Raw genomic sequence first — 16300 nt, forward strand, 5'->3', positions numbered from 1 at the left:
CATTTTGGTCTTTTTGGTCTCAGGTTTATCCTTTTAACACGTAGCGGTTGACCGGCCGGCCGACTCCGCCATATTGAACGTCCAATTTGATGATCCCGGTTTTTTCTAAGTAATCAAGATATCGTCTGGCTGTCACTCTGGCGATGCCGAGCGCCTTGGCGACCTCTTCCGCAGAAAGGGATGCGGTTTGCTGTTTCAAAAATGCAGTGACTTCATTCATCGTGAAGTGATTCAACCCTTTCGGCAGATTCTGTACGGCCTGCTGCGGAATATTCAGGATCGCATCGAGCTGTTCCTGAGACAGCGTATCATTCGCTTCGATTTTTTGTTTATATTGCTTGTACTTTTCGAGCGCCTGTCTCATTCGCTCAAGCTTAAACGGCTTTAAGATATAGTCAGCCGCCCCGTTTTGCAGCATAAGAGAGATCGTTTCCTTGTCTTTTGCAGCGGAGACGACAATGACATCCACTTCAAGCTTTTGCTTTCTAATCTCCTGCAAGGTCTTGATGCCGTCTTTTTTCGGCATGTACACATCGAGAATGACGAGATCGGGCTGTTCTTCTTTAATCAGCTTAATGCCTTCCTCTCCGTTTCCTGCTGTTGCACAGACAGTAAAGCCTTTAACAGTTGTAATAAAATCCTTATTGACCTCTTGAACCATCGGATCGTCTTCAATGAGCAGAACCTTCCATTCTTTACGAGCCATGCTGTGCTTCCTCCCCCTTCATTGGAAAAACGATAGAAAAAGATGTCCCCTGCCCCGCATGTGAATCAACTTCTATCGTGCCCGATCCTTTGTCTATGATTTGTTTCACTAAATACAGGCCATAGCCTGTGCCGCCTGTTTTATTGACCGTAAAACCTTTGTCATAAAGGTGCGGCATATGTGCCTGTTCAATCCCGCAGCCGTTATCTTCTATTAAAATAGCAAGGATATCATCCGTTTGTTCGATGCTAATGTCAATTCGTTTGTCATCTGATTGAACGGCTTCAAAAGAACCGAAGGCATTTTCAATCAGATTCCCCAAAAGCACGACGATATCATGCTGATCAACATGCTCGGGAAATTGCTGAAGACTGCTGTTTTCATCTATATGAACAGCAATGCCGAGCTCCCTTCCCCTTCTGATTTTACTTAATAGAAGGCCGGCCGCAGCGTCATTTTGAATCGAGCGGTGCAAAAATTCAGTCACATTTTCCTGCTCAGTTGATGCCTGGAATGCAAGCTGCAAGGCTTTTTCGGATTTCCCCAGCTGGATGAGACCGGCGATCGTGTGCAGCTTATTCATATGCTCGTGATTTTGGACACGGAGCGCCTCCACAAAGTTTCTGACACCAGTCAATTCCTCTGCCATCTTGGCTGCTTCCGTTCTGTCCTGAAAAATCGCGACGGCGCCGATCACTTTTTTCTTCATGACGATCGGTATTCTGCTGCTCATGATGACCTTACCGCTGACACGAATTTCTTCATTATAAACCGCTTTGTTTCGCTCCACGATTTCGGGCAGGCGCGAATCCTTGAGAACCTCCCAGATCACCTTGCCGATCAGATCCCCCTGCACTTCAAAGATCTGTTTCGCTTTTTCATTGAAAATCGTAATGATGAGACGGTTGTCAATGGCGATCACCCCTTCATTCATCGAGTGAAACGTCGCCGTCCGCTCTTCATACATTCTGACAATCTCATGTGGCTCAAGCTGAAACATTTGTTTTTTGATATGACGGGCAAGCAAAAAGGAACCCGCAAGCCCGAAGCCGAGTGTCAGCACAACGATGAATGCGATATCACGCTTTAAATGAAGCAGGATGTCAGCAATCCCCGGCAGTGTTTTTCCGACAAGCACCACGCCAATTTGGTTGAGGTCGTGATCCTTAACCGGATAAAAAGCGCGAACCGCCGTGCCGATCTCGCCCTTTGCTTCAGAGAAATAAATGTGCTCCGCAAACGCCGCCTCCTCGTCTGCTCCCTCTGATTTCTTGCCAATGCTAGTGCTGACAGGATGCGTATATCGAATGTGATTCATATCCATGACGACAATATAGTCTGCTTCATTAATCATCCTGATTTCTTCAACCGCATGGCGAACCGCTTCTGTCCGTTTTTTTTGCGCCAAAGCTTCTTTCACTTCTGTCATCTCTGACATCGTCCGGGCCGTATTCATCAGCCGCTTTTTCAGCTCCCGCTCCTCTGTATGCTGAATGTTGCCGATGAGCACAATGCCGCCGATCAAAAAGGAGAAAATGACGAGGATATAGGATAAGATCGTGATTTTCCAACGGATTGAGAGCTTCTTTTTGTTCATCAGCTTCTCCTTTCAGGTCTTTACGAATGTCATTGCCCCCATTATCCTTAACATAAGGGAGGGCTTTTCATGAAGAGTTTGCTTGCATGTCTCGCGCTGATGATCGCTGGAATTGCAACCGCTTTATTTATCGGATTCCATGATCATACCGGCAATAAAGAGATTGTTTATGATGACGACCAGGAAGGCCTGCAGGATCAAATCGTCTTTAAATTCAGCCACGTGGTTGCTGAAAATACGCCAAAAGGGCTGGCCGCCAATAAATTCGCTGATTTGGTGAACGAAAAATCAGGCGGGAAAATAAAAATTGAAGTATTTCCGAATGGAAGCCTGTACTCGGACATTGAAGAAATCGAAGCATTGCAAAACGGCGATGTTCAATTTATCGCCCCCTCCACATCGAAGCTCGGCATGCTCTCGCCTGAATGGGGAGTGCTGGATCTGCCGTATGCTTTTACAGATTACGATGCCGCCAAAAAAGGGCTGAACGGAAGCATCGGCACACAGCTGTTTGATTCTCTAAAGAAAAACCAATTAAAAGGACTGGCCTATTGGACAAACGGCTTTAAACAAATCACGACAAATCAAGGGCCGGTCAAAACCCCGGATGATTTAAAAGGGCAGGATCTCCGGATTATGCAAAGCGATGTGATTGAGGATCAGTTCAAGCTGCTTGGCGCAATACCCCATCAGGAATCCTTCAATTCTACCTTTCAGCTGCTAGAAAACAATGTAGTTGATGGTGAAGAAAATACAATCTCAAACATCTATTCTAAAAAATTTTATAATGTTCAGGACTATTTGACAATAAGCAGCCATGGTTACCTCGGCTACGCTGTCATGACTGATGAGCATTTCTGGAAGGCGCAAACCCCAGAAACAAGGCGCATTTTGACTGAAGCGATGAAGGAGACAACGGAGTGGAATGAAACGTATGCCGAACAAATGAACAAGGAGCAGCTGGAGGAAATCAAAAAGAATTCTGCTATACATATTTATGAGCTGTCAGATAAAGAGAAAAAAGAATGGATGAAGCGTCTTGATCCTGTTTACCGGCAGTACGAGCCAATCTTTGGCCGGAAGCTGATCAAGGAACTGTTGGAGCTCCGAAAAGATTCATAGTTCCCATCTCGATACGCTGGTTTTCGTTTATCTTTCTATTGATCGGAAATATAAAAAGAGATAATCGAAAAAGGAGATGGGTACATGTTTAAGCATACAAAAATGCTGCAGCATCCTGCTAAACCAGATCGTCCAGATCCATTATTCGCTAAAAAAATGCAAGAAATTTTAGGCGGGCAATTCGGAGAAATTTCAGTTGCCATGCAGTACTTATTTCAAGGCTGGAACACAAGAGGAAATGAAAAATACAAGGACTTGCTGATGGATACGGCAACCGAGGAGCTCGGGCATGTTGAAATGATCGCAACGATGATCGCCAGACTTCTAGAGGACGCCCCTCTTGATCAGCAGGAAAAAGCCGCTGAAGATCCGGTCATCGGCTCCATCCTGGGCGGCATGAACCCTCACCATGCGATTGTATCAGGACTTGGCGCCATGCCGGAAAGCAGTACAGGCGTACCTTGGAGCGGCGGTTATATCGTAGCAAGCGGAAACCTGCTGGCAGACTTCCGCGCCAACCTGAATGCGGAATCACAGGGACGTCTGCAGGTCGCACGCCTGTTTGAAATGACGGATGACAAAGGCGTCAAAGATATGCTCAGCTTCCTGCTGGCGCGTGACACGATGCACCAAAATCAATGGCTCGCCGCCATTAAAGAATTAGAAGCACAGGAAGGTCCGGTTGTGCCGGGCACATTCCCGAAGGCGCTCGAAAAACAAGAGTTCTCACATCAGCTGATCAATTTCTCTGAAGGCGAAGAAAGCGCCAAGCAAAACTGGCTGAATGAAAAAGCGCCGGACGGAGAAGCCTTTGAATATGTGAAAGAAGCAAAAACGTTTGGAGAAAAACCGGAGTTAAAACCAGCACCGCCTTTTGTTCATAATACACTTCCGGGACGCGAGTAAAGACACAAGCCCAAAACATGATGTTTTGGGCTTTGATTATGCCTTCAGAACCGTCCAGTCTGGTTCGTATTGGATGTCTGGGTTATGTAACAGATCGTGAACGAACGATTTATCCTCTTCGTACAGCGTCACCTCTATCGAAAGAATCACAGCCTTCTGGTCGTTTTCCTCGTATATGCTGTCATGTTCATTCTCCATAAAATGATCATAGGCTTCTCTGTTTTCCCATACGCTGATGATTTCTGCGGTGAGCGGCCCGTCTATCGTTTTTCGCCAGCCACCGGCCTGTTTGATGAAGCCATTTACATGTGATAGTGCTCCCCACTCTGACTGCGCTTTTGCAAATGCTTCAGCGTTTGCAGTGTCTACTTCACATACAATCCTTTTGATCAGCATGACTACTCCTCTATGATGACGGTTTCGGCTTGTTTAAGCTCCACACAGAGATTCACCGTTCTGACGTAAGAGCGTGTGCGGTGAACCGTGCCTTTCGGGATGAGCAGGCTGTCATTTGCTTTGAGCACCGCGGTTTCTTTGTCCTTAAAGTCGATCAGCAGCTCACCTTCAAGAACAATAAACAATTCGTCTGAGTCAGGGTGATGGTGCCAGTCATATTCTCCTGTAAACACCGCAAGGCGAACGCAGTGGTCGTTGACCTCTGAAATTGAAAAATTGGCGTGTTTTTCTTTGACTTCGTTTGCGATGGCGAGCAAATTTTGCATTTCGGACATTAGCGAAAACCCCTTTTTCACTTATTGTATCGCAATTGTCGCATAAATTGAGAAAATTCCCGAAATAAAAAGCGATCCAGCTGATGTGCCGGATCGCTTTTTATTTACAGGTTGTCTGCCTTTATGCTTTTGATTAGTCGTTGTTGCGGGCGTTTCCGCCTTTTGAGCCGATTTCTTGGTAGAATTCTTTATCATGATTTTTGCTTGTAGCCTCTCCGCCTTTACGGCCGATTTCTTGATAGAATTCTTTATCATGATTTTCGCTAGTGGCTTCTCCGCCTTTTTCACCGATTTCTTGATAGAACTCTTTGTCATGGTTTTGGCTTGTGGCTTCTCCGCCTTTTTCGCCAATTTCTTGATAGAATTCTTTGTCATGATTTTCGCTAGTGGCTTCTCCGCCTTTTTTCCCAATCTCTTGATAGAATTCTTTGTCATGGTTCTTGCTTGTTGTTTCTCCGCCTTTTCTACCTGCTTCTTCTCTGCTCATTTTGTTATTGTCTGCCATTTTGAATTCCTCCTTTAATTGGTGTTGGTTGTTGTATTCCCGCTATCAATTCTTTTAAACAAACAAAACACATTGGGTGTGTTTTCAATAAAAAAAAGCAGGCGGATCGCGGTGTCCGTCTGCTTTCTGCTATTCCATCTCTCGTTCTGTTTCTTTCAGTCGTTCAAGAATGCGCCTCTTTTTGTACAGCATCATGCCTGTCTCGGTAATGTCGTTTAATGTTGAGCGATTGGCAGCAGCGCCAAAAACCATTCCGGCGACCGGCACCAGCTGGAATAGCTTTTTCCAGCCAAACGTGTCCCGATAGCCTAAAACGACTTCTCGCCAGCCTTGAATTTGAGATGCGACATTCTTATATGTACGGTCTTGATCGTAGTGTTTTAATTCTTGCAAAATCGATCTTTTGCCGACAACATCAGCCGACGTCAGCTGCAAACATTTCACAATGAAGACACGTTCTTTTTTCTCCTTTGGGTCATAGCCGTATGCAACTGCGATATCCTGTAATGTTTTTAGTGATAAGCCAAGCACTGCCGGAATGTCTGCCGCCAGTGTAAACACGCCGCCCACACCGGTTGTCGCGCCTTGAACGGTTGCTGCGTTGATTCTGTTTTTGCCCATTCCTTCCGCAATTTCATCCATGACAGGAAGAGGCGCTTTCCGGACGTCCTCCAGCGATTCAAAGATCTCCTCCGGCAGTTTCTTTTGAAACATCCTGATAATCTGTTTTTCAGATGTCAGGTACTGTCCTCCTGTTTGAACAAAGCTGCCGATCTCATCCAAGAGCTTGCCGATCTTTTTCTGAATGAATTCAGGTGTCAGCTTGTCCAGCAGCTGAAACGGGAGACGGCCGAGCTTTTCCCAAAACCAGACTTTTTGCTGAGCTTTTTCCCATTTTTCTATCTCTTTTAATTGCTGGTGTAAGTCTTCTTTTCGTTCTGTTGTCACTCAACCCGCACTTCCCTTCCGTTTTTTCTACTATATAGTATACCTTCATTTGTTCAGATGCGTTTTTATTTTTCACCTGCGGGTACCATTTTTATAAAAGAAAAAGGAGTGATGGGACATGCCATGGTCGATGAAGGATTATCCCGCTTCATTAAAAAACCTTGAGAAGCCGGTCAAGAAAAAAGCAATTGAGATTGCGAATGCGATGATTGATGAGGGCTATGAGGACGGACGTGCGATCCCGATCGCGACAAGCAAAGCGAAAGAATGGGCGGAAAACGCATCTACAGATGAAATTGATGATTTCCTTAAACATGATGACGAGACAGAACGCGATGATGGTTCTAACAGCGGCGGAGACCCTGAACTCATGCATAAAGCAGAGCATGTCATCAAGCATAAAAACGGCTGGGCAGTCAAAGCCGAGGGAGCCAAACGTGCGTCTGACATCAAGGATACAAAGAGAGAAGCGATTGAACGGGCAAAGGAAATCGCTGCGCATAAAGGCACTGAGGTCGTTGTCCATTTGGCTGACGGCAGTGTGCAGAGAACGATCAAAACGGGATCATAAAGCGATGTGCTTTTAGGTGTTTCGAAATAATCAGGAGCGGTTATTGATTGGTAAATCATTTATGAGAGGTGATCATGATGCTTAGCTTTTTGGTTTCATTAGTTGTTGCTATCGTTATCGGATTAATTGGAAGCGCCATTGTAGGAAACCGGCTGCCGGGAGGAATTTTTGGCTCTATGATTGCCGGGCTGATCGGCGCTTGGATCGGACACGGACTTCTTGGCACTTGGGGACCGAGCCTCGCCGGCTTTGCTATTTTCCCGGCCATCATCGGGGCAGCCATCTTCGTGTTCTTGCTGGGCCTTATATTCCGCGGGCTGCGGAAGGAAGCCTAAACTCATTAGATACAGGAGGCATCGTTTCGAACTGAAACGATGTCTTTTTATATGGGACCTTATCCCGAATCCCTACATATCATGTTACATAACAGGGAAAAATTCAGGAATGTATTTTGAACATTTTCGGTTGACAAGAAACCGGTATGGTCATATGATGTAGATAAAATAATTTGCCTTAAGGAAACTCTTTGTTGTACGGCAAAAACAATCAGAATTCAGGTGAGACATGATGAACAAGGACATCACAGCACAATCTCCCCGTTCCAAAGCCGTCCAAGATGCGCTTGACGGGAAAATCAGAGGATTCAGAGGGCTGCTCCCTTTTCTTGGCCCTGCATTTATAGCAGCCATCGCCTATATTGATCCCGGCAACTTCGCAACGAATATTTCGGCGGGTTCTAAATACGGATATATGCTCTTATGGGTAATATTATTTTCCAATATCATGGCGCTTTTAATTCAATCTCTATCCGCCAAACTTGGGATTGCGACAGGCAAAAATCTGCCTGAGGTTGCCCGTGAAGAATTCCCGAAGCCTGTCTCGATTGGATTATGGATTCAGGGCGAGCTGGTCATTATCGCAACTGATCTGGCGGAATTTATCGGAGCGGCTCTGGGACTGTATTTGCTGTTCGGCATTCCGATGCTTGAAGCGTCTATTATAGCGGCGATCGGTTCTTTCGCGATCTTGGAGCTTCAGCGCCGCGGTTATCGCTCACTTGAAGCCGGCATCGCCGGTATGCTGTTTGTGGTCGTGATCGCCTTTGCACTGCAGACCTTTTTCGCAAAGCCTGATGCCGTGTCAGTGATGAAAGGACTTTTTGTCCCGGCATTTCATGGCACTGACAGTGTGCTTCTTGCCGCGGGTATTCTCGGCGCAACTGTTATGCCGCACGCCATTTATTTGCACTCTGCCCTTACACAGCGGCGGGTGGTCGGTAAAACGGATGCAGAACGGAAAAAAATCTTCAGATTTGAATTTATTGATATTTTAATAGCGATGCTAATTGCAGGAGCTATTAATGCAAGTATGCTGATTGTGGCTGCTGCATTATTCTACAAAAACGGCCTGTTTGTTGAGGACCTTGATGTCGCGTTTCAGCAATTCGGACATCTTGTCAGCCCTATGTCTGCGGCTTTATTCGGAATTGGGCTGCTCGTTGCCGGGCTATCCAGTTCGTCTGTCGGCACACTTTCAGGCGACGTGATTATGCAAGGATTTATCAACTATCGCATCCCGCTGTATGTACGGCGGTTTATCACGATCATTCCGCCGATCTTGATCATCGCGTCTGGCGTAAATCCGACGACCGCTCTCGTCTTGAGCCAGGTCGTGCTGTCTTTCGGGATCGCCTTTGCCCTCATTCCGCTGATTCTGTTTACAAGCAATAAACGGATCATGGGATCTCTGATCAACGCCAAATGGGTCACAGTGGTGTCTTGGCTGATTGCAGTATTGATCGTCGCTTTGAATGTGTTTTTAATTGTAGATACGTTTCGATAAAAAAACCGGCTGCAAAGCCGGTTTTTTATTTTTGGCAAAAGCTCATTGATACCCTTTTTGACAGAAATTTGTTATGATAGAAGAAAAATCGGAGTTTTGATGATGTCAGTATTTATTCTGTTTTATTTGTGGATTGTTCCTATTGTTATCGGCATTATATGTTCTGTCGCTGCCTATAAATCCAAAGGGAAAATGAGAATAGCGCCCGGCATGGCCATGATCATGTTCAGTATCATTTCCTTGATCACCGCGTTTACAGCCGGACACACGAATTTTCACGTGTTTATCGGCGGCATGTTTTTATTCGGCACCTTCTTGGTCGGTTCTGCTTTTCCTTTCTTTTTCGGGCTGAAGAAAAAAGAGAAATAACCCTATACTGAAAAGAGTTCTGCAAGATTTGATAAGAATAAACAAATGAAACATACAAGGACAAATGCGCTGGTCTTTTTGCTTTGAAAGAAGGTGCATTTGTCCTTTTGCCCGTTCTGAGCATGGCGAAAATCGTGATATGACGCATAGATCATTCCTGCAGATCCTAATACATACAACAATAATTTTATAAACTCAAACATGTAATCCTCCTCATACCAATATAATACAAGGATAACCCGAAATACATTTGTTTCCAACACAAAAAAAGAGGCCTCTAAAAGGGCCTCTTTTTTAGAATAACCGTTTCAAACTTTTCTTCAGTGACGGCATTTCGATTTTTTGGTTTTCGAAGAAGTTTTTCAGCATGTACTTGCTGAAGCCTTTTGCCTGCCCGTAGGTGATTTTGCCAGGCAGCGGCGGTTCGTTCCCAATCATGACATCCACAACGACCGGTTGGTCAGAGTGCAGCGCCTCATGGAAAGCCGGCGCAAGCTCTTCCGCTTTGGTCACTTTGATGCCTTTTGCTCCGCAGCTTTCTGCAAATGCGGCATAGTCGACATTTTGGAGTTGCGTGACATAATCGATATTGCCTTTGACCTGCTGCTCATATTCGATCATGCCGAGATTTTCGTTGTTTAAAATGACGACAGTGATCGGGAGCTTATATTTGACGGCTGTCGGAAGATCCTGCATGACCATGGAAAATCCCCCGTCACCGCAAACAGCGATCGCCTGGCGTTCCGGTTCGGACAAGCTTGCTGCGATCGCTCCCGGCAGGCCGCAGCCCATTGTCGCAAGCCAGCTTGAAACGATGAAATCCTGTTTCGCGTTCATTTTGAAATGACGCGCCATCCAAACTGTCACAGTGCCGACATCTACAGAGAGCACCGCATCATCAGCAGCCGCTTCCTGAAGACGTGCCACGACCTGCTGGGGTTTAAGCGGTGTTGTTGCCTCTGTCTCATCTTTTTCAATTTCGTTCCACCAATGCTGCATATGTTCTGTGCAGGCATTCAGGAATCTTCTGTCTTCCTTGCGTTCAATATACTCTGTCAATTCGTGCAGGCCGAGAGCCGAATCGCAGACAAGGCCCGCTGTCACCGGATAGCGTTTTCCGATTTTCGCCGGGTCTGAATCGAGCTGGATGGCCGGTGTATCATCTGGCAAATAATCGCGGTACGGGAATGACGTTCCGAGCATGATTAATAAATCACATTCCTCCATTGCCTCGTAAGCCGGCTTTGTGCCAATTTGTCCGAGGTTGCCGAGAAAATGCGGGTGCTTATCGGGAACGACGCCTTTTGCCGGTAGTGTGACTACGATCGGAGCGGCGGCTTTGTCCGCAAATTCTAAGAGCTCCCGTTTCGCCTTTTTCATTCCCTGCCCCGCCAAGATAATCGGCTTCTTAGCATTATTAATATATTGCGCGCAGGTGACGAGCTGTTCTTTTTTCGGTTCAAGGTTCCCTTCAATATACACTGGTGAAGTATACACGGGCTCGCGTTTGATTTTCTCCGCAAACAGATCATCTGACACGCTCAATACCGCAACGCCTTTTTTGCTGTAGGCGGTGCGGATCGCCTGATTCAAGAGATCCGGCAGTGTTTCCGCGCTATGTACCTCTCTGTTGAACACAGCCACGTCCTCAAACATTTGCTCCAGCTTGATCTCCTGGAAATAATCCCGTCCGACTTCACCTGATGAAACCTGTCCTGCAATGGCCAGCACAGGGGCGCCGTCCGCTTTTGCATCATATAAACCATTTAATAAGTGCACCGCTCCCGGCCCAGCGATCGACAGACAGACTCCGATCTTGCCGGTGAGTTTTGCTTCAGCTGCGGCTGCCAGTGCTGCCACCTCTTCATGGCGGGTTTGAATGAATTTCAGTTGATTTCTTTCGTGTCTTAATTCCTCAATAAACTCATTTATACTATCTCCGGGGATGCCGTAAACATGATCAACTCCCCATTGTTCAAGCAGCTCTGTCATTGCTTGTCCTGCAGTTTTGTGTGCCATAACGTATCCTCCTTTTTCCTTTTTTCAATACCACAGGAGAAAGGCTTTAAAACCCGGAGACCTAAATCACTTGCCCAGTCTTCTTTTCAACAGATCGATCGCCGCAAGCATGCCGACGTCCTTGAGGGTGAAGGTTGCATCTAAGGCGCCATTCACGTAATCTTTGATTTGCCGTTTTCGGTTCGGCACCATAAAAAGCGGCAAGCGCCGCGGAGAAAACCACTTTAATTGTGCTGTCTCTGCGCCGTCCGCTATTGCTTGTCCGCCTGTTATGCTTCCGAAAAACACATGCTGTTCATCTAGAAACTTTGGCCTTTGATAGACACCTATTTTCGCGGAAAGCGCTGTATTGTAGCCCGTCTCTTCCAATACCTCACGTACCGCTGCTGCCTCAGCCGATTCCCCGGAATCAATCCTGCCGCCCGGCAGATCCCATAAAGGGACATCTTTTCGTTTGAGCAATAGAATCTGCTGATTTTCGTTCAGTACGATTACAAAAGCACCTTGAGTATACACCGCCATTCCTCTCTTTCCCGCAAAAAAGACCAAGGTGATTCCCTTGGTCCTAGACTTTACTTTTTAAAATGATACGGCAGTGTGGCAACCATTATGTCCTTTTTCCAGAACAGCCGAACTCTGAGGAGGAAGGCCGATTGATTGTGAAGGATGGTGTGCCAGCGTTTTTTCGTTATAAATTGCGGAAACAGCACCATGACAGAAAACTGCTCCTTCTTCGCTTTTGCCTCAACTGTTTCTAAAAATTTATCAAACGGATGAACAAGGCTTCTGTACGAGGAGTGAAGGGTAACGAGACGCACTCCATTATTGAGCTCTTCCCAGCGTTTTTCGACTTTCTTTTCCTGTTCTCTGTCAAATGATACGTGAACGGCGATCACCTGATCGGACAGTGATTTCGCATAGTGAATCGATTTTTGCACGACGGTGGTGACACCTGCTACAGGCACAATCACAACGGTGCCTTTGATTTCTTCCGGCTCTTTGTCTACGATGCGAAGCTGTTCACCAACCGCTGTGTAGTGATTTTTAATCGCAAAAAACAGCAAAACGACGATAGGCATAAAGATTAACACAGGCCATACGACATTAAACTTTGTCACAAACAGGATAGATAGAACCATAAACGAAATCAGAGCGCCGCAGGAGTTGATCAGCATTTTTCCGATCCAGCCTTTTGGTTTTTGCTTGATCCATTTTATGCACATGCCGGTTTGTGAAAGCGTAAATGGAATAAATACGCCCACAGCATATAACGGGATTAAGTGCTCCGTCTGTCCTCCGAATAAGATAATGAGAATAATGGAGGCAAAGCCTAAAAAGATAATCCCATTTGAGAAGCCTAAGCGGTCACCCCGAACTGTAAACATTCGCGGCATATACTGGTCTCTCGCCAGGTTGAAGGCAAGCTGCGGGAAGGCTGAAAATCCCGTATTTGCCGCAAGGACCAAAATAAGCGATGTGACACCTTGGATGACATAGTAGAACACATTCCGCCCGAAGGTTTCGGACGCAATTTGTGAAACCACTGTTTCATCGGGCTTCGGCGCCGTTCCATATCCGTATGCGAGCACCGTGATGCCGGAAAACAGAATCGCCAGCAAAATCCCCATCATCGAAAGCGTTCTTGCCGCGTTTCGTGCAGGCGGGTTTTTGAAAGCAGGAATGGCGTTAGAAATGGCCTCAACTCCGGTCAACGCTGAGCATCCGGAGGAAAAAGCCTTAAGCAGCAAAAACAGCGTAATGCCGGCTACAGGTGTGCCAAGCGGTGTATGATGAACCGGCTGGTCTATTTGTCCTGTCATGAGCTTGAACAACCCGACTGCAATGAGAACCAATAGCGCCACCACAAACAGATAAACCGGGTAGGCAAGAATGGATGCCGATTCCGAAAGCCCGCGCAGGTTCAAAATCATAATCACTAACACGAGAAAAATAGCGATCGGCACATGATAATCATGCAATGCAGGAAAGGCCGACGTGATGGCGTCCGTGCCTGCGGAAATACTTACCGCTACCGTTAAAATATAATCGACAAGTAATGAACCGCCCGCGATCAACCCCGGCTTTTCGCCGAGGTTTTCTTTCGAAACAACATAGGCCCCGCCGCCCTGCGGATAAGCGTAAATAATTTGCCTGTATGAAAGAATCAGTGCGAGCAGTAATATGAGAACGCCGACCGCAATCGGAATGGAGTACCAAAATGCGGCAGCACTGATTGTTGCTAAAATGATTAGAATTTGCTCTGTCCCATAAGCGACAGATGACAGCGCATCTGAGGAAAGCATTGCCAAGGCTTTTAATTTCGTCAGTTTTTGCTCTCCCGCTGCTTGAGATTTTAGTGGTTTCCCAATCAAAAAACGTTTGATTGAATGATACATCGATGTCTTCCCCTTTTAATTTCTCATTTTTCAATTAAAACAATAAAACATCAGTGTCTTGCTCTCACATTTTGCAATAGTCCTTTCTGCTATGATGTCTCTGTATGCGATTTACATTCCTAAAAATGAACGGCAAAAAACACAGAGGCAAACGGATGCCCCTGTGCCATAACATCGAACACAGGTTTCATTCATCTCCTCTCACGAACGCTTACGAGGTTAGCTGACGGATTCGGGCATATGAGAGTTAGCCCTACCTAAAAAGGATTCACCCCAACGGCAAAAAGCCATTCTAATGGGTCCCCCGCTCTGATTTCAGATTAAGCGATTTGTTTTCTAAAAGAGATCATACTCCCGTTCCCACACGTTGTAAAGAGGCTTATTGGCCGGGCGGAAAAAATAAAATGATAGGTTCCACAAATGGAATTTACATACCAAAAATAAAAAAACAGAGGCTAGATTGCCTCTGTTTTTATTCTGTATCTGTCTTTCTTTTTCTTCGTCTTACGGCAACCCAAATGAACACTGCCGCAATCACCATAATAAGTGCCAGCACACCAATATACATCCATTTCTGGCTATGATCCTGTGTTGGTTGTTCTGCGCCGGAGCTGATTGTCTCCGATTTGAGCTGCTGGTGGTTTGTAAACACCTGCTGGCTATTTGTTTCATTAAGGACGGTTGCCGAATCATCGTTGCTGTTCAGATAATTGATGATCTCTTTCGTGACAGCCGTGCCATCTCCTTTTGCCGGTGCAAAAACAGCCATTGTATAGTGTGAATCCCAAGGCGATGCTTGGGTAAACACCACTTGTTTTGTCGTCTCATTCAGCATCTCGAAACCAGATACATCAAACGAGCCGTTTTTTGCCTGCGGCACAAGCAGGTCTGATGATTTCTCCTTCAAAAGAGAAAATTGATTGATCCCTCCTATAAAAATGAGGTTTCGGCCTTTCGCATCGTTTGCTGTAACGTCAGATGATTTCTTTACCGTGTATGAATGCTGTGCTTCGCTGCCAAAGGATTCCGTTACGAGAGAAAGCTCCTCAAGCTTCGATTGGCTGGCAGTGTCAGGAAGCACGATTACCGTTGTTTGATCCTGATTTCCGGCGTAAGGAAGCGGCCACTCCTGAAAATCCGCTGACGGGGACATCCCTTTGCTGGCGTATGATAATGTACTGCTTTTATCAATAAAGACCCACTTTTCTTCATCAGTCGTGTTGCAAGGGTTGTTTTCCTTTAACCCGGTTGTGACGAACTGAATATCAATGTAGCGGTTTTTTTGCAGCAGCTTAGGGTCCACTTTCACCGTAACATGATAGAATCCGTTTTTATCTTCTTTTCCTAAGTCATCAAGCCGGACCGAGTGCGGCTGGCCGTTGATCATCACTTTCAGCTCTGAAGCCTGAGAAGCCGATACATTTTCGTCCGTTGAGGCTTGAATCGTTTCAGACTTTTTCAGTTTAAGCGACAGCTTCGCTGATTGGTTTTCATCTAAAACCGCCGAAGCCGGATAAAAATAATGTGCTGAAGATGTTTTGTCGGCTCCAATTGTGATATCGCCCGCTCCAAAATTCTCGAGGGTCAGCTTATCGCTTTCTTTTTTTTCTGTCTGCTTAAGCTTGCTGATTGAAAGTGTATCGCCGCTGAGCTGGCCTGTGTATGTCTGATCTGTCATCACGCTGATTTTTTTAGCGAGTACCTCCTCGGATGCAGCTTGCGCAAACAGAACCGGCTGCTGCTTGCCCTCTGCTTTCAGCACCCGCTCAGCAAGCAGAAGTTCTTCTCCTTTTGCCTGCAAGCCGGCTTGTTTCATCAGTTTTTTCACTTTGCCGTTCCAATGCTTGTCCACTCCGATAACAATCGTCGGCTTATCGATTTTTTTTAGCTCAGATTCTGTGACATACGCAATCCTGACACTGCTGTCCACCGTTTTCAAATAGCCTTCTGTTTTAACCGCAGCTTCAATTTCCGCCGAACTTGGGTCATCCGGAATGACGAGGGCGGTTTCTTCGGTTGTGTTTCCAGATTGGGCGAATGGGTACGGATAATGGTCCAGCGACGTTCCTTTCGCTTCACCGCTTTCAGCAAGTGTCAGCCGGCTGTCCGGATAAATTTTGATCCAGTTGCCAGAAGTATCCTGTCTGACACACACGCCCTCTTTCATTACGCCGTAAAATTTCAGCGATACGTTGTGATAACCTTGCGCTGACTGGTTTTTATTCAGATTCAGCTTCACTGTTTTCCGCTTGGAATCACCATTAAGCTTTAACGTTTTGACTGGTTCATCATCAATGACAGCCGTTAACGATGAAGGAGAAATTAAAAGATTTGATGCTTCGTATTCAATGACCAATTGCTGATTGCCTGAAGAGGCGCCTGCCGGGATCTGATACGTCAGCTCCGCGCTGTCTTTTGATCCATACAGTGTAATCAGCTCGCTTGTCAGCACCTGCTGTTTGGCTTGTTCTTGGCTGCTTTTCCCAAGAAGCGAACCGCTGACCTGTACATCCTTGGCAAGAGCCGGTTGTCCAACCATCGCCAGCAGCATGAAGCTTGTGAGAAAAATCATTATTTGTTTCAAAAAG

16 protein-coding genes and 1 riboswitch are annotated in these 16300 nt (G+C 46.1%); of the genes, 6 read left to right on the forward strand and 10 right to left on the reverse strand.

Annotation, left to right across the window (positions count from 1 at the left end; all coding sequences use genetic code 11):
- Nucleotides 1–25: 25 nt before the first annotated feature.
- Nucleotides 26–706, reverse strand: a complete 681-nt coding sequence (dctR, locus tag ACQXR1_RS13720) for a two-component system response regulator DctR (protein ID WP_103031588.1) — start codon at nt 704–706, stop codon at nt 26–28.
- Entirely contained in the window at nt 696–2303 is a 1608-nt protein-coding gene (gene dctS, locus ACQXR1_RS13725; RefSeq protein WP_430772320.1) for a two-component system sensor histidine kinase DctS, read from the reverse strand. Before dctS ends, dctR begins: the two co-directional genes overlap by 11 nt.
- A 69-nt stretch (nt 2304–2372) precedes the next feature.
- On the opposite strand from dctS, the gene dctB reads away from it, so the two are divergent.
- Both dctB and ACQXR1_RS13735 read left to right on the forward strand, forming a co-directional pair.
- Nucleotides 2373–3425 carry a C4-dicarboxylate TRAP transporter substrate-binding protein DctB gene (dctB, locus tag ACQXR1_RS13730; protein ID WP_430772321.1) on the forward strand — a complete coding sequence of 351 codons (1053 nt, stop codon included), beginning with the start codon at nt 2373–2375 and terminating at the stop codon, nt 3423–3425.
- Nucleotides 3426–3509: 84 nt separating this feature from the next.
- Nucleotides 3510–4331 carry a manganese catalase family protein gene (locus ACQXR1_RS13735; protein ID WP_015382816.1) on the forward strand — a complete coding sequence of 274 codons (822 nt, stop codon included), beginning with the start codon at nt 3510–3512 and terminating at the stop codon, nt 4329–4331.
- 36 nt (nt 4332–4367) lie between these two features.
- On the opposite strand, the gene ACQXR1_RS13740 is transcribed toward ACQXR1_RS13735, so the two are convergent.
- From ACQXR1_RS13740 to ACQXR1_RS13755, 4 genes are all read right to left on the reverse strand, one after another.
- The gene (locus tag ACQXR1_RS13740) at nt 4368–4727 is read right to left on the reverse strand and encodes a YdbC family protein (protein WP_430772322.1); all 360 of its coding nucleotides are present in this window, start codon (nt 4725–4727) and stop codon (nt 4368–4370) included.
- A gap of 2 nt (nt 4728–4729) precedes the next feature.
- Complete coding sequence (locus ACQXR1_RS13745; RefSeq protein ID WP_168781289.1) at nt 4730–5062, reverse strand: cupin domain-containing protein; 333 nt, start codon at nt 5060–5062, stop codon at nt 4730–4732.
- A gap of 133 nt (nt 5063–5195) precedes the next feature.
- Nucleotides 5196–5567 (reverse strand): glucose starvation-inducible protein GsiB, encoded by a 372-nt coding sequence (gene gsiB, locus ACQXR1_RS13750; protein ID WP_024714471.1) that lies wholly within the window; start codon nt 5565–5567, stop codon nt 5196–5198.
- A gap of 129 nt (nt 5568–5696) precedes the next feature.
- On the reverse strand, nt 5697–6515 hold the full coding sequence (locus ACQXR1_RS13755) for an EcsC family protein (RefSeq protein ID WP_014662831.1): 819 nt from the start codon (nt 6513–6515) through the stop codon (nt 5697–5699).
- A gap of 118 nt (nt 6516–6633) precedes the next feature.
- On the opposite strand from ACQXR1_RS13755, the gene ACQXR1_RS13760 reads away from it, so the two are divergent.
- The 4 genes from ACQXR1_RS13760 (at nt 6634) to ACQXR1_RS13775 (ending at nt 9297) form a co-directional block, all read left to right on the forward strand.
- Nucleotides 6634–7086 (forward strand): DUF2188 domain-containing protein, encoded by a 453-nt coding sequence (locus tag ACQXR1_RS13760; protein ID WP_134976273.1) that lies wholly within the window; start codon nt 6634–6636, stop codon nt 7084–7086.
- 77 nt (nt 7087–7163) lie between these two features.
- Nucleotides 7164–7421, forward strand: coding sequence for a GlsB/YeaQ/YmgE family stress response membrane protein (locus ACQXR1_RS13765; protein ID WP_003246519.1), 258 nt, complete (start codon nt 7164–7166; stop codon nt 7419–7421).
- A 229-nt stretch (nt 7422–7650) separates the two neighbouring features.
- Nucleotides 7651–8928 (forward strand): Nramp family divalent metal transporter, encoded by a 1278-nt coding sequence (locus ACQXR1_RS13770; protein ID WP_071581013.1) that lies wholly within the window; start codon nt 7651–7653, stop codon nt 8926–8928.
- Nucleotides 8929–9030: 102 nt separating this feature from the next.
- Complete coding sequence (locus ACQXR1_RS13775; protein WP_040084133.1) at nt 9031–9297, forward strand: hypothetical protein; 267 nt, start codon at nt 9031–9033, stop codon at nt 9295–9297.
- A gap of 294 nt (nt 9298–9591) precedes the next feature.
- Here ACQXR1_RS13775 and ACQXR1_RS13780 read toward each other — a convergent pair whose 3' ends face one another.
- From ACQXR1_RS13780 to ACQXR1_RS13795, 4 genes are all read right to left on the reverse strand, one after another.
- Nucleotides 9592–11316 carry a pyruvate oxidase gene (locus ACQXR1_RS13780; RefSeq protein ID WP_103749774.1) on the reverse strand — a complete coding sequence of 575 codons (1725 nt, stop codon included), beginning with the start codon at nt 11314–11316 and terminating at the stop codon, nt 9592–9594.
- A gap of 66 nt (nt 11317–11382) precedes the next feature.
- A complete protein-coding gene (locus ACQXR1_RS13785; protein ID WP_430772360.1) occupies nt 11383–11832 on the reverse strand; it encodes an NUDIX hydrolase in 450 nt (149 codons plus the stop codon).
- A 56-nt stretch (nt 11833–11888) separates the two neighbouring features.
- Entirely contained in the window at nt 11889–13712 is a 1824-nt protein-coding gene (gene kimA / locus ACQXR1_RS13790; RefSeq protein ID WP_322394004.1) for a potassium transporter KimA, read from the reverse strand.
- A gap of 193 nt (nt 13713–13905) precedes the next feature.
- Nucleotides 13906–14049, reverse strand: a riboswitch (cyclic di-AMP (ydaO/yuaA leader).
- A gap of 135 nt (nt 14050–14184) precedes the next feature.
- On the reverse strand, nt 14185–16296 hold the full coding sequence (locus tag ACQXR1_RS13795; RefSeq protein ID WP_430772323.1) for a cellulose biosynthesis cyclic di-GMP-binding regulatory protein BcsB: 2112 nt from the start codon (nt 16294–16296) through the stop codon (nt 14185–14187).
- Between the last annotated feature and the right edge of the window lie 4 nt (nt 16297–16300).

Origin of the sequence: Bacillus sp. ATD (assembly GCF_050585765.1) — a bacterium.
Lineage (GTDB): Bacteria > Bacillota > Bacilli > Bacillales > Bacillaceae > Bacillus > Bacillus stercoris.

Excerpts from the sequence above, each read along its gene's own strand:
- dctR (WP_103031588.1), bottom strand. The coding sequence starts at position 706 with ATGGCTCGTAAAGAATGGAAGGTTCTGCTCATTGAAGACGATCCGATG.
- dctS (WP_430772320.1), bottom strand. The coding sequence starts at position 2,303 with ATGAACAAAAAGAAGCTCTCAATCCGTTGGAAAATCACGATCTTATCC.
- dctB (WP_430772321.1), top strand. The coding sequence starts at position 2,373 with ATGAAGAGTTTGCTTGCATGTCTCGCGCTGATGATCGCTGGAATTGCA.
- ACQXR1_RS13735 (WP_015382816.1), top strand. The coding sequence starts at position 3,510 with ATGTTTAAGCATACAAAAATGCTGCAGCATCCTGCTAAACCAGATCGT.
- ACQXR1_RS13740 (WP_430772322.1), bottom strand. The coding sequence starts at position 4,727 with ATGCTGATCAAAAGGATTGTATGTGAAGTAGACACTGCAAACGCTGAA.
- ACQXR1_RS13745 (WP_168781289.1), bottom strand. The coding sequence starts at position 5,062 with ATGTCCGAAATGCAAAATTTGCTCGCCATCGCAAACGAAGTCAAAGAA.
- gsiB (WP_024714471.1), bottom strand. The coding sequence starts at position 5,567 with ATGGCAGACAATAACAAAATGAGCAGAGAAGAAGCAGGTAGAAAAGGC.
- ACQXR1_RS13760 (WP_134976273.1), top strand. The coding sequence starts at position 6,634 with ATGCCATGGTCGATGAAGGATTATCCCGCTTCATTAAAAAACCTTGAG.
- ACQXR1_RS13765 (WP_003246519.1), top strand. The coding sequence starts at position 7,164 with ATGCTTAGCTTTTTGGTTTCATTAGTTGTTGCTATCGTTATCGGATTA.
- ACQXR1_RS13770 (WP_071581013.1), top strand. The coding sequence starts at position 7,651 with ATGATGAACAAGGACATCACAGCACAATCTCCCCGTTCCAAAGCCGTC.
- ACQXR1_RS13775 (WP_040084133.1), top strand. The coding sequence starts at position 9,031 with ATGTCAGTATTTATTCTGTTTTATTTGTGGATTGTTCCTATTGTTATC.
- ACQXR1_RS13780 (WP_103749774.1), bottom strand. The coding sequence starts at position 11,316 with ATGGCACACAAAACTGCAGGACAAGCAATGACAGAGCTGCTTGAACAA.
- kimA (WP_322394004.1), bottom strand. The coding sequence starts at position 13,712 with ATGTATCATTCAATCAAACGTTTTTTGATTGGGAAACCACTAAAATCT.